The following is a 12,310-nucleotide window of genomic DNA, read 5'->3' on the forward strand; positions in this document are numbered from 1 at the left end:
CAGGTCAGCAATCTTAAGCGTGTATGTAACACAGATTTAACGCCAGGTGCTTACGCTCGCGGGCATGGATCGCCAGAAGGAATTCGTGCTGCGGACGCTCGAAGAGCGGGACATCCGCTTCGTACGTCTCTGGTTCACCGACGTCTTGGGTTATCTGAAGTCCGTCGCGATCGCACCCGCCGAGCTGGAGGGCGCCTTCGAGGAGGGTATCGGTTTCGACGGCTCGGCCATCGAGGGCTTCGCCCGCGTCTCGGAGGCCGATATGGTCGCCCGGCCGGATCCGTCGACCTTCCAGGTGCTGCCGTGGGCCACCAGCAAGGGCCACCAGCACTCCGCGCGCATGTTCTGCGACATCACCATGCCGGACGGTTCGCCGTCCTGGGCCGACCCGCGCCACGTGCTGCGCCGCCAGCTCAACAAGGCGGGCGACGTCGGCTTCAGCTGCTACGTGCACCCCGAGATCGAGTTCTTCCTGCTGGAGAACGGTCCGCAGGGCGGCGTGCCGGTCCCCGCCGACAGCGGCGGCTTCTTCGACCAGGCCGTGCACGACTCGGCGCCGAACTTCCGCCGCCACGCCATCGACGCGCTGGAGTCCATGGGCATCTCCGTGGAGTTCAGCCACCACGAGGGCGCTCCGGGCCAGCAGGAGATCGACCTGCGCTACGCCGACGCGCTGTCCATGGCCGACAACGTGATGACCTTCCGCTACCTGATCAAGGAAGTGGCCATCGACGAGGGCGTGCGCGCGACGTTCATGCCCAAGCCGTTCGCCGAGTACCCGGGCTCGGCGATGCACACGCACATGAGCCTGTTCGAGGGCGAGACCAACGCCTTCCACGATCCCGACGACCCGATGAACCTGTCGGAGACGGCGCGGGCGTTCATCGCGGGCATCCTCGAGCACGCCCCGGAGATCAGCGCGGTCACCAACCAGTGGGTGAACTCCTACAAGCGCCTCATCCACGGCGGCGAGGCGCCCACCGCGGCCTCGTGGGGCCGTTCCAACCGCTCCGCCTTGGTGCGCGTGCCGATGTACACGCCGAACAAGTCGTCCTCGCGCCGCGTCGAGATCCGCAGCCCAGATTCCGCGTGCAATCCCTACCTGACCTTCGCCGTGCTGCTCGCGGCCGGTTTGCGGGGCATCGAGAAGGGCTACACGCTGCCGCCGGAGGCCGAGGACGACGTGTGGTCGCTGACCGTGGCCGAGCGTCGCGCGATGGGCTTCCGCGAGCTGCCGGGCACCCTGGACGAGGCGCTGCAGGCGATGGAGCGCTCCGAACTGGTCGCCGAGACCCTCGGCGAGCACGTGTTCGACTTCTTTCTGCGCAACAAGCGCCGGGAATGGGCGGACTACCGCAGCCAGGTCACGCCGTTCGAGCTGAAGGAATACCTGGGGCTGTAGGCCGGAGGGACGCCGGGTCGGCGTGCGCGCGCGCTCCGCCCTGTAATTTGAGAACCATGGTCCGGCCCCCGTCTGCCCGCTCCGCTGTCCCCGGTGTCGGTCGGCTCGGATTGCTCGAGCCCTCCGCCGCCGCGTCGCTGCGCGAACTGGGCTGGGACAACGTCGAGAGCATCCCCGTGCTGTGGGCGCTGTCCCGCGCGCCGGACGCCGACCTCGCGTTGAGCACGCTCATGCGGCTGCGGGAGAGCAGCGGAAGCGGCTGGGACGCCATCGATTCGGCGATCCGCACGGATACGTCGCTGCGCGGCAGGCTGTTCGCGCTGCTGGGCTCCTCCAGCGCGTTGGGCGATCACCTCGTCGCCGCGCCGTCCGCCTGGGAAGTCCTGCGCCGCAAGGAGTTGCCCGGCCGCGACGAGCTGATCGCCGATCTGCTCACGGTGGTCGAGGCGCAACCCGAGCAAGGCCCGAACGCGGCCCCGATGCTCTACCGGGCCGGCATCTCCGAGCCCGCTGTGGTGGCGTCGCTGCGCAAGAGGTACCGCGACCAGCTGATGCTGCTGGCCGCGCTGGATCTGGCGGCCACGGTGGAGAACGAGCCGGTGTTGCCGTACCAGGTGGTCGGCAGGCATCTCACCGACCTGGCCGATGCCGCCCTGACCGCGGCGCTGGCCGTCGCGGTGGCGCGGGTCTGCAAGGACGAGCCGGTGCCGGTGCGGTTGGGCGTGATCGCGATGGGCAAGTGCGGCGCGCGCGAGTTGAACTATGTCAGCGACGTCGACGTGGTGTTCGTCGCCGAGCCCGCCGACGCCACCGCCACGCGCTTGGCCGCGGAGATGATGAGCGTGGCGAGCCAGGCGTTCTTCGAGGTGGATGCGGCACTGCGGCCGGAGGGCAAAGCCGGTGTGCTGGTACGGACGCTGGATTCGCATATCGCCTACTACAAGCGGTGGGCCCGGACCTGGGAATTCCAAGCGCTGTTGAAGAACCGCCCGGCCACCGGTGATCTCGCGCTCGGCGAGCAGTACCGCGCCGCGCTGATGCCGATGGTCTGGTCGGCCTCGGAGCGTCCCGACTTCGTCGCCGACGTCCAGGCGATGCGCCGCCGGGTGGAGGATCTGGTGCCCGCCGATCTGCGCGAACGCGAGTTGAAGCTCGGGCACGGCAGCCTGCGGGATGTCGAGTTCGCCGTGCAACTGCTGCAGTTGGTGCACGGGCGGGTGGACGACACGTTGCACGTGCAGGGCACCGTCGAGGCGCTGACCGCGCTGGCCGCGGGCGGGTACGTGGGTCGCGACGACGCGGCCAATCTCACCGCGTCCTACGAGTTCCTGCGTCTGCTGGAACACCGGCTGCAACTCCAGCGGCTGCGTCGCACTCACACGCTACCCGCCGACGACGACGAGGAGGGCATGCGCTGGCTGGCGCGCGCCGCCCATATCCGGCCCGACGGCAGGCAGGACGCGGTGGGTGTGCTGGGCAGCGAGATCCGCCGGAACGCGGTGCGCGTACGGCGGCTGCACGCCAAGTTGTTCTACCGGCCGCTGCTGGACTCGGTGGTGCGCCTGGATCCCGATGCGCTGCGCCTGAGCCCCGAGGCCGCGATCCGGCAGCTGGCGGCCCTCGGTTACGCGGCGCCCGAACACGCCCTCGGCCACCTGAAGGCCCTGACCGGCGGCGTGTCCCGCAAAGGCCGCATCCAAGCCCTGCTGTTGCCGACGCTGCTCGAATGGCTGGGCGACACGCCGAATCCCGATGCGGGCCTGCTGGCCTACCGCCGGGTGTCGGAGGGCCTGGCCGACCAGATCTGGTTCCTGCGCGAACTGCGCGACGAGGGGGCGATCGCGCAGCGGCTGATGATCGTGCTCGGCTCCTCGGAGTATCTGCCCGACCTGCTCATCAACGCGCCGGAAACGATCCGGATGTACGCCGACGGGCCCGGCGGCCCGCTGCTGCTCGGTCCGCAGCCCGACGAGGTGGCCCGCGGCATCCTCACCGCCGCCGCTCGGTACGAGGACTCGAAACGCGCTGTGGCCGCGGCGCGTTCGTTGCGCAGGCACGAACTGGCGCGGGTGGCGTCGGCCGATCTGCTCGGCATGCTCGAAGTGCCGCAGGTGTGCCGGGCGCTGTCGTCGGTGTGGGTGGCGGTACTGGAAGCGTCGTTACGCGCGGTGATCCGGGCGAGTGAGGCCGAGCGGGGCGAGCCCGCGCCCGCCGACATCGCGGTGATCGGCATGGGCCGGCTCGGTGGCATGGAACTCGGCTACGGCTCCGACGCGGACGTGCTGTTCGTGTGCGACCCACGGCCGGGCGCCGACGAGACCAAGGCCGTCAAATGGGCCATCGGGGTGGCCGACCGGGTACAGCAGTTGCTCGGGGCGCCGAGTACGGACCCGCCGCTGCACGTCGACGCCGGGCTGCGCCCGGAGGGTCGCAACGGCTCGCTCGTTCGCACGCTGGCCGCCTATGCCGCGTACTACGAGCAGTGGGCGCAACCCTGGGAGGTGCAGGCGCTGCTGCGCGCCAACCAGGTGGCCGGTGACCAGGAACTCGGGGTGCGCTTCCTGCACGTCATCGATAAGGTGCGGTACCCGGAGGGCGGGGTGTCGGCCGAGGCGGTGCGCGAGATCCGGCGGATCAAGGCCAGGGTGGACGCGGAGCGGCTGCCCCGCGGCGCCGACCCGGCCACGCACACCAAACTGGGGCGCGGCGGCCTGGCCGACATCGAGTGGACGGTCCAGCTGACGCAGCTGCGGCACGCCCATGAGGTGCCCGGCCTGCACAACACCTCCACCTTGGAAGCGCTGGACGTGATCGAGCAGACCGAACTGCTGGACGCGCAGGACGTGGCGCTGTTGCGCGACGCCTGGCTGACCGCGACCAACGCGCGCAACGCCTTGGTCCTGGTGCGCGGCAAGCCCACCGACCAGCTCCCCGGGCCGGGCCGGCTCCTGTCCGCTGTGGCGCGCGTCGCGGGCTGGCCCAACGACGACGGGAGCGAATTCCTCGACCACTACATGCGCGTCACGCGGCGCGCCAAAGCCGTCGTCGAACGAGTCTTCGGCGCCTGAGGCTGTGCCGTAGCGATTCGCCGCTCTCCGCGCGCGGCCGCACGAAGCGTGTCCGCGAAGCCGGACTCACGTTCCCAGGGCGAGACCCCTGCGGGCCGCCCGCTGCTCGCCCCAGTCGTAGAGGGCGGTGAGGACGGGGACGAGGGTGCGGCCTTCGTCGGTGAGCGTGTATTCGACCTGCGGAGGCACCGTGTCGAAGACGGTGCGGCGGACCAGGCCGTCGGATTCCAGTTCGCGCAATTGCTGGATCAGCATCTTCTCGCTGGTGGTCGGCATCCGCCTGCGCAGCTCGCCATAGCGGTGCACCCCCTCTTTCAGGTGGGCGAGGATCACCGGCTTCCATTTGCCGCCGATCAGGTCGACGGTCACCTCCACGGCGCAGTGGTAGCGCTTGTCGGGCACGCGTCGGACCTCCTGGCTGCTCACCCTACGCACCGAAAAGTGCGTTCTTGTAACACTGTAATCATCGCGATTCCATGGATGCCGTTCGTAGCAAATCACCGCAGACATGGAGCGAAATCCTATGAAGGTCATTGTTTTCGACCGATTCAAGCCCGGGGTCACCCTGGAGACGATCAATCCGTACCTGCCCGAGGAGGTCGCCAATGTGTGGCGGCTGTGGAAGGCGGGCATCGTCCGGGAGAACTACGCGCGCGCCGATGAGCCCGGCGTAGTCATCGTCTTCGAGGTCGACAGCGTCGAGGAGGCGCGCAAGTACGTCGCGGACTTTCCGCTCACCAAGGCCGGATACTTGGAGTGGACATTCGTGCCGGTTCAGGCGCCCTTGCCGCTGGAAGCGTTGATGGATCCGGCCGTCGACGTCGCCGAGCCCTACGACCGGACGGCGTGAGCATGCGGCACGCCTTCGGCCTGAGCATCCCGCAGACCGTGCCCGACGCCTGCGACCCCGCGCGGATGGCGCTGCTCATCTACGACATGCAGGTGGGCATCGTGCGGCAGATTCCCGAGGGGGAGCGGATCGTGCGCGCCTGCGTCCGATTGCGCGACGCCGCACGGGCGGGTGGCTTCCGGGTGTTCTACACCCGGCACATGTCGCTGCCGGTCGCGGCGTCAGGTGTCGCGCAGCTGCGCACCGCTATGTCCTGGCAGCAGGTGGACGACCCGGCTGCCCTGCGATCGAGCTTCCCGCAGGGCTCTGCGCAGTTCCAGTTGGTGCCCGAGTTGACGCCCGGACCGGACGAGGTGGTGTTCGACAAGATCACCATGTCGGCGTTCGCCGCGACGCCGTTGGATTTCGCGCTGCGCGACTGCGGCATCGACGCCTATGCCGTGGCAGGCATCGCCATGGAAGTGGGCATCGAGCCGACCGTCCGGCACAGCCTGGACCTGGGCTATCTGCCGATCATCGTGACCGACGCATGCGGCGCCGGGCATCCGGAGGCGGCCGAGAGAGCTTGTGCCACGCTGCAATTCACCGGCGGATCACTCACCACCGAGACGACGGAATTGAGCGAGCTGATGAGGCGGCGCGTGTCGTGACGCGGTCGGTCGCGGTGTGTCCCGTCGAACCCTCAGGTTGCGGGGGGCGTCCGGCGGCTTCGATGCGCACCACGCGAGCCTTGGTGTAGTGCTTGCGATCGAGCCGATGGACGGTACCCACCCGCCACCGCCGCCAGGTCTTCGGCGCTCTCGGCCGTCAGCGGTCCCGTCGCTCGAAATTCCTCGACGTATATTCCTTGCCCTCGCCATGTCGCCTACGCTCCGCGGCCAGCTCAGGAGGGCCGGGTCGCGCCACACGGTGAAGCCGCCGAAGTGTCCCGCACCTGTAATCCACACTCGGCGCACACCGAGTCCCCACAGACATTGCCTAGGCTCGACCGCATGCGTAAATGGATGGACCGAGCCTTGCTCGGGGCGGGGTGGTGCGCTGTGGTCGTGGGCGCCGTCGGGATCGTGCTGCATTTCGGGGCGTGGGAACAGCGTGGACTGGTACTGCTCGCGTCGGGGGCGTCGTACTTGATGTTCGGCGCCCTCGCAGGCTTGGTGCTGCTGCTGGTCGCACGCGGGTGGCGCAGCGCGGCACTCGCCGGGGTGTTGGCCGTGGCGGTGCTGTGGACGCTGGTGCCCTCGTTCGTGCCGGAAGGGCGGGCGGCGAGCGGTCCGACGCTCACCGTCATGCAATCGAATCTGTTGTTCGGCCGGGCCGATCCGGCTGCGGTGGTGCGTGCGGTGCGGGACAACCGGGTCGACGTGCTGACCGTCGACGAACTGACCGACGCCGCGCTCGAACGGCTGGCGGGCGCGGGCCTGCTCGACGAACTGCCGTATCAGTACCTCGAGCCCACCCGCGACGGCGGTGGCGGCACCGGCATCTACAGTCGGCACCCGTTGCGGGAGAACAGGAAGTACGACGGATACATCCTGAACAACGTCTCCGCGACTATGGATCACCCCGAGCGCGGGCCGATCGCGGTCTTCGCGTTCCACCCGGTCCCGCCGCCGTTCGATTTCCCCGCGTGGCAGGCGGAGATGCGCAGGACCCGGGAAATCCTCGCGGCGCAACGGGGTCCCGCCATCGTGGGCGCCGACTTCAACGCGACCCGGGACCACACGGCCTACCGTGACCTCGTGCGCGGTCGCTTCGCCTCGGCGGCCGACCAGACCGGCGCCGGATTGCTGCCCACCTTTCCCGACGACCGCAGCTGGGGTCCGGTGATCGGTATCGACCACATCCTGCTCGCCGACGCCACCGCCGAACAGTTGCACACCCTCTCCGTTCCGGGCTCCGACCACCGAGCGCTGCTCGCCCGCATCCGCTTGCACTGACCCGGGCGGAAGTCGCCGCGCCGACTGGTCCGAGCGCCGCGCTGACGAGGATCGTCCAGGTGTCGCGGCCGCCGCGGTTCGACTACGACGGGGTCGGTCGCGACTGCTCGGGGACCACCGTCGCCCGGCGGGTGTCGTATCGCCGAGGGTCGACCGGATCGGCACCGACGTATCCGCCCTGGCCCGACGTATCCGCCCTGGCCCGACGTAGCGGACCGATGGCGGGCGACGACCCGCTCTCGTCGGTCGTGGACGGCGAGAGCGCCTGCCCGCGGCTACACCGGCAGCGACCGCAGCGAGCTGAGCGTGCCCGCCAGCGCACGGGCCGCTTCGGCGCCTTTGGTCACGAAGTGCTCGGTGAAGAACGTGACGTGCTCGCTGTGCTCGTGGAAGTGGTGGGGGGTGAGCACGACCGAGAACACCGGCACGTCCGTATCGAGCTGGACGCGCATCAGCCCGTCGATCACTGCCGACGCCACGAAGTCGTGCCGGTAGATTCCGCCGTCCACCACCAGCGCGGACGCGACGATCGCCGCGTACCGGCCGGAGTGCGCCAAGCGCTTGGCGTGCAGGGGGATCTCGAACGCGCCCGGCACCTCGTAGACGTCGATGGTGGCGGGATCGAAACCGAGGTCGGCGTATTCGGTGCGGAAGCCCTCGTACGCCTTGCCCACGATCGAGCTGTGCCAGCTGGCGCGGATGAACGCGATGGATCCGGTAGTTCTCATGCCGGGATACTACTGTTCGGTAAGGTGCGCTTCCAGCCAGCCGACGACGTCGTCGAGCACTTTTTGCTGCTCGGGCTCGTTGAACACCTCGTGGTAGAGGCCTTCGTAGCGGATCACCGTGAGATCCTTCGACCCCGCGCCCCGCTCGATGAGATCAGAACTCGACGGCGCGGCGATCGCGTCGGCCGTGCCGTGCAGCACCAGCACCGGCACGGTGAGCTGCGCCAGCCGCTGCTTGACCGTATCCGTCGCGCTCAGCATCTCGGCGCCGGTGCGGGCGGGCAGCTTGCCCCGGTAGACCAGCGGATCGTTGTCGTAGGCCGTGACCACCGCGGGGTCGCGGCTGATCTGCGACGAATCCAGTTTCAGCACACCCAGATTCGGGGCGAACCGGCTCAACACCGGTGCGAGCGCGCGCTGCACCGGATTGCCCACCGGGATGTCCAACGGCGGGGCGGACAGCACGAGGCCCGCGACGTCGATCGGCGCGCGGGTGGCCAGATACAGGGTGATCAGGCTGCCCATCGAGTGCGCGACCAGGAAGCGCGGCACCCCGGGTTGCTCACGGCTCGCGATGGCCAGCATGGCGGCCACGTTGTCGGCGGCGCCTTCCATGGAGCCGATGTTGGCTTTGCCGCCCGCGGACTTCCCGTGCCCGATGTGATCGAGCGCGTACACCGCGAAACCCGCTGCGATCAAGCATTGTCCGACGTGGGTGTAGCGGCCGGAATGCTCGGCCACACCGTGCACCAGCACGACCACGGCCCGCGCGGCGCCCTCCGGCAGCCAGGCGCGCCACGCGACTCCGCTGCCGATCCCGTCGAACTCCCCGGACGCGGTACGGATGGCGGGCGGCTCGGCGGGCGCGCTGTCGCCCGCCGTCGGCTCGGTCGTCATGCCTGCGCTCCTGACGTCGATGGCGCGCCGACCGTCGCGAAATGCTCGATCAGCCGCCGGTTGAACTCGATGAGTCGAGCGTAGTTGACCCGGGAGAGGCGTTCGTCGGTTCCGTGGATCGAGGCCAGATCACGGTTGTCCAGCACGATCGGCGCGAAATTGCACCGGGTCCGCGCCAGGTCGTCGTAGTGCCTGGAGTCGGTCGCGCCGGGCACGATGCCGGTGGTCACCGCGATACCGGGGACGACGGCGCGGGCGAGATCGGCGATCAGCTCGAAGGTGGGGCCCGGCTCCGTGATCCGCGACGGTTCCGACGACATGCCGACCAGCTCGAATTCGATGCCCTTGTCGCGCACGACTTTCCGGCAGTGCGCCAGCACCGAGGCGACCGTGTCCCCCGGCAGGATGCGGAAGTTCACCATGGCCTCGGCGCGCTGCGGCAGCACGTTGGCCCGCACGCCGCCGCGGATCACCGTCGGCGCCGTGGTGGTGCGCACCATGGCCTCGGTCTGCGGCTGGGTCGCCATCACGCGGGTGATCACCGGTCCGGCGATGCCGGCGAGGCCGAGCAGACGCCGTCGCGGTCCCGGCATGACGTCGCGCAACCTGGCCAGCATGTCCGCGATCACCGGCGTCAGGCGCAGCGGCATCGGATGGTCCTGGACGCGGGCCACCGCCCGCGCGATCCGGCCGACCGCCGTCTGCTTGCCCGGCATGGACGAGTGCCCGCCCACCTCGGTGACCGACAACCGCACCGTCGCGTAGCCTTTCTCACCGAGCATGATCGTGGCCACCGGCTGCCGCACGCCCTCGACGATGCCCGCGGTGATCACTCCGCCCTCGTCGAGCAGCAGATCCGCGCGCACGCCCGCCTGCCGCAGATGATCGGCCATCCGCTCGGCCCCGTCGCCGCCGAAGACCTCCTCGTCGTGCCCGAAGGCCAGGTACACGGTGTGCCGCGGCCGTACGCCTGCGACGAGCGCCGACTCGACCGCCTCCAGGATGGCGAGCACGCGGCTCTTGTCATCGATCGCGCCGCGGCCCCAGATGTATTCGTCGTCGACCACTCCGGCGAAGGGAGGGTGAGTCCAGCGCTTCGGATCGTCCGCGGGCACCACGTCCTGGTGCGCGAGCAGGATCGCGGCCACCCGGTCCGGCTCGGTACCCGGCCAGCGGTAGAGCCTGCTGTGTTCGAACCGCCGCAGTTCGAGCTCGGCGTGCACGCGGGGGAACGACGCCCGCAGGTGAGCGTCGAGGCGGTCGAACGCGGCGCTGTCGGCATCGCGCGGGTCGTCGGTGGACACCGTCGCACAGCGCAGCGCGGCGGCGAGGCGTTCGGCGGTCAGGTCGTCGACCGGTTCCGTCATCGGTCACCGGTGCGGTCGGGCAGGTTCATCGACACGGTTGCATTGTTCAGGATGCTCGGGTCCAAGGCGATCGTCTTCTCGTTTCGCCACTTCACGATGCCTTCGGTGAGCCCTCCCGGCAGATCCGGGTGACGAGTTGCGGTCAGCAGGGGCAATTCGATGCTCGCGGACGTCACTGTGACCGAGGCGAAGGCGGGGGAGTGCGACCACACGTCGTCGACCACGTCGGTGACTCGCACGCCGATCCGGTGACCGGCCGCGATCGGCCAATCCTGGGCGAGCAGCCGGACTTCGGCGACGTCGCGGACGGGTGCGATCCCGCGGGTGATGACGGTGGCGCGCAGGTCGGGTGCGATGTCGTAGAGTTCGACCGCGACCGTCGCGCTCGCCGGGCCGCTCAGCCGGAGGGTGGCGGTGGGGATGCCGGACAGGTGCTGGTCGCCGGTCAGCGGCGCGGAGACCGACCAGAGTTCACGGTCGGGCCCGGGGACCAGGCCCCGGTCGGTGTACTCGCCGGTGCGCAGTCCCACCGGGACCCGCCGCACGTCGGCGGGCGGCCACGCGGTCTCGGCGCGCCAGCGTCCGTCGAACTGGCCGACGGTGATTCGCGGTCCGGGAACCACCACGTCGCGGCCTGCGACGTGCTTGTCGAAGAACGCGAGCAACTCGGTGTCGAAGTGCGGTGTGCCGCATTTGTCATGGCAGGTGCGGTGTCCCCACTGGCCGAACCAGGCCCGGTGCTCGCCGGGCCCGAGGCCGTTCCACAGGTCGAACACCCGGTCGGCCCGGGTGTTGTAGTCGACGAAGCCCTGACCGAGGAAAAGCGGAATCGTATTGCCGCGCAATCGAGCGACGAGGTCGCGGTCGCGCCAGAAGGCAGTGTCCGGATTGTGATCGCCGATCTCGGCCAGGTACCGCTGGTAGCACTGCCACGGCAACTGTGTCGCATTCGCCTGATATTCGCCGGAGTCCTCCGGATGCGGTGGGGTAGAGGCGATGAGCAGGTGTTCCAACCCCGCTAAGTCGGCGGGCCGCACACCGCTCTCGGTGATCGGCTTGCCGGCGAACTTCCAGGAGATGCCCTGCATGTAAAGGTAAGAGTACGGGTCGCCGACGGGCGCGAACGCGCCCACAGCGGCGAGGCCTTTCGGTGCGCCCGCCAGCCCCATGAGGCCGGTCCAGGCTTCGTACGATGTGCCGAACATCCCGACCTTGCCGGTAGACCATGGCTGGCTCGCCGCCCACTCCACGGCCGCGGCAGCATCCGCTTGCTCCCCGGGGCCACCATAGTCGGGGCAGCCGTTCGAGCCGCCGAACCCGCGAAGATCGACGATGACGTAGGTGTAGCCCGCGTTGAGGAACATCTCGGCGGTGAGGTTGTCGGTGGACGGCCCCCCGGTGAGGCGCGGCTCGGTCAAATACGCCAGGTGCGCGCGATACGGGCTGACGGTGAGAATGACGGGAGTGCGGGTCTCCTCGGAGATTCCGGCCGGGCGCAGGATATCGGCGTGCAGTCGGGTGCCGTCCGTGCCGTCGATGAACGTTTGCTTCCACTGGTACGGCACGGGCAGGGGCTCGGCGACCGCGGTCACGGGGGTGACGGCTCCCAGCAGGAGCAGCAGCCCGCCCAGGGCGCGCAACAGAACGGCTCGTTCGCTCACCATTGGACTATCGAGTCTTCCCGCGTGGATGTCCAGCCCCCGGAACCATGGGTCGTCGAGCCGCCGTCCGAATCGCACGCTGCCACGTCCACATGGCGGTGAGCTGCGGCGCGGTGTCACCTTCCGGGGGTGATCCCGGTCAGGAGGTGACGGCCCGAAGGGTCGGCGCGAAAACCGGAACCGATCGACATTCTCGATTCCGATCCGAATTTCGCTTCGCGGCATGCCGCCGCGTCCCGGCCGCCGCGGAGGCCCGGCCGCGAGCCGGTGTTTGCGCAGGGTAGGTCGCGCCGGAGCTGCCGCAGGTTGTGGCCCTGCGGCGCGGGGACGACGAAGGATACGGCGAACGGTACCGACTGGATGAACGCCGCGATGTCGCAGATACTTCGTCCGGTGTCTC

The 12,310-nt window shown here is 69.4% G+C and carries 10 protein-coding genes; 5 read left to right on the plus strand and 5 right to left on the minus strand.

Going from position 1 to position 12,310, the window contains the following annotated elements; genetic code table 11:
• The first annotated feature begins 64 nt into the window (after positions 1 to 64).
• Both M8859_RS28885 and M8859_RS28890 read left to right on the plus strand, forming a co-directional pair.
• Positions 65 to 1,402: a glutamine synthetase family protein gene (locus M8859_RS28885; protein WP_159927253.1), complete on the plus strand. Its 1,338-nt coding sequence runs from the start codon at positions 65 to 67 to the stop codon at positions 1,400 to 1,402.
• A gap of 56 nt (positions 1,403 to 1,458) precedes the next feature.
• The gene (locus M8859_RS28890) at positions 1,459 to 4,470 is read left to right on the plus strand and encodes a bifunctional [glutamine synthetase] adenylyltransferase/[glutamine synthetase]-adenylyl-L-tyrosine phosphorylase (protein ID WP_195070166.1); all 3,012 of its coding nucleotides are present in this window, start codon (positions 1,459 to 1,461) and stop codon (positions 4,468 to 4,470) included.
• A 66-nt stretch (positions 4,471 to 4,536) separates the two neighbouring features.
• Here M8859_RS28890 and M8859_RS28895 read toward each other — a convergent pair whose 3' ends face one another.
• The gene (locus M8859_RS28895) at positions 4,537 to 4,872 is read right to left on the minus strand and encodes a winged helix-turn-helix transcriptional regulator (protein WP_223517337.1); all 336 of its coding nucleotides are present in this window, start codon (positions 4,870 to 4,872) and stop codon (positions 4,537 to 4,539) included.
• Between the two features lie 121 nt (positions 4,873 to 4,993).
• Between M8859_RS28895 and M8859_RS28900 the strand changes: the two genes are divergently transcribed.
• The 3 genes from M8859_RS28900 to M8859_RS28910 all read left to right on the plus strand — a co-directional run bounded on the left by M8859_RS28900 (position 4,994) and on the right by M8859_RS28910 (position 7,257).
• Complete coding sequence (locus tag M8859_RS28900) at positions 4,994 to 5,320, plus strand: YciI family protein (RefSeq protein ID WP_040865768.1); 327 nt, start codon at positions 4,994 to 4,996, stop codon at positions 5,318 to 5,320.
• A gap of 2 nt (positions 5,321 to 5,322) precedes the next feature.
• Positions 5,323 to 5,970, plus strand: coding sequence for a cysteine hydrolase family protein (locus tag M8859_RS28905; RefSeq protein ID WP_159927386.1), 648 nt, complete (start codon positions 5,323 to 5,325; stop codon positions 5,968 to 5,970).
• A gap of 342 nt (positions 5,971 to 6,312) precedes the next feature.
• On the plus strand, positions 6,313 to 7,257 hold the full coding sequence (locus M8859_RS28910) for an endonuclease/exonuclease/phosphatase family protein (RefSeq protein ID WP_249645101.1): 945 nt from the start codon (positions 6,313 to 6,315) through the stop codon (positions 7,255 to 7,257).
• A gap of 275 nt (positions 7,258 to 7,532) precedes the next feature.
• Here the strand turns inward: M8859_RS28910 and M8859_RS28915 are convergent, their stop codons facing one another.
• From M8859_RS28915 to M8859_RS28930, 4 genes are read right to left on the minus strand one after another with little or no spacing between them, the layout of a single operon-like run.
• Positions 7,533 to 7,985: a 6,7-dimethyl-8-ribityllumazine synthase gene (locus M8859_RS28915; protein ID WP_159927245.1), complete on the minus strand. Its 453-nt coding sequence runs from the start codon at positions 7,983 to 7,985 to the stop codon at positions 7,533 to 7,535.
• A gap of 9 nt (positions 7,986 to 7,994) precedes the next feature.
• Positions 7,995 to 8,882, minus strand: coding sequence for an alpha/beta hydrolase (locus M8859_RS28920; protein ID WP_249645102.1), 888 nt, complete (start codon positions 8,880 to 8,882; stop codon positions 7,995 to 7,997).
• Positions 8,879 to 10,249 carry a M20 family peptidase gene (locus M8859_RS28925; protein ID WP_159927241.1) on the minus strand — a complete coding sequence of 457 codons (1,371 nt, stop codon included), beginning with the start codon at positions 10,247 to 10,249 and terminating at the stop codon, positions 8,879 to 8,881. The genes M8859_RS28920 and M8859_RS28925 overlap by 4 nt, the downstream gene beginning before the upstream one ends.
• Entirely contained in the window at positions 10,246 to 11,913 is a 1,668-nt protein-coding gene (locus M8859_RS28930) for a CocE/NonD family hydrolase (protein WP_249645103.1), read from the minus strand. Before M8859_RS28930 ends, M8859_RS28925 begins: the two co-directional genes overlap by 4 nt.
• Positions 11,914 to 12,310 lie beyond the last annotated feature (397 nt).

Source organism: Nocardia sputi (genome assembly GCF_023501985.1).

Coding starts and splice junctions, on each gene's coding strand:
- M8859_RS28910 (WP_249645101.1), top strand. CDS start 6,313: ATGCGTAAATGGATGGACCGAGCCTTGCTCGGGGCGGGGTGGTGCGCT.
- M8859_RS28885 (WP_159927253.1), top strand. CDS start 65: ATGGATCGCCAGAAGGAATTCGTGCTGCGGACGCTCGAAGAGCGGGAC.
- M8859_RS28905 (WP_159927386.1), top strand. CDS start 5,323: ATGCGGCACGCCTTCGGCCTGAGCATCCCGCAGACCGTGCCCGACGCC.
- M8859_RS28925 (WP_159927241.1), bottom strand. CDS start 10,249: ATGACGGAACCGGTCGACGACCTGACCGCCGAACGCCTCGCCGCCGCG.
- M8859_RS28915 (WP_159927245.1), bottom strand. CDS start 7,985: ATGAGAACTACCGGATCCATCGCGTTCATCCGCGCCAGCTGGCACAGC.
- M8859_RS28930 (WP_249645103.1), bottom strand. CDS start 11,913: ATGGTGAGCGAACGAGCCGTTCTGTTGCGCGCCCTGGGCGGGCTGCTG.
- M8859_RS28890 (WP_195070166.1), top strand. CDS start 1,459: ATGGTCCGGCCCCCGTCTGCCCGCTCCGCTGTCCCCGGTGTCGGTCGG.
- M8859_RS28900 (WP_040865768.1), top strand. CDS start 4,994: ATGAAGGTCATTGTTTTCGACCGATTCAAGCCCGGGGTCACCCTGGAG.
- M8859_RS28920 (WP_249645102.1), bottom strand. CDS start 8,882: ATGACGACCGAGCCGACGGCGGGCGACAGCGCGCCCGCCGAGCCGCCC.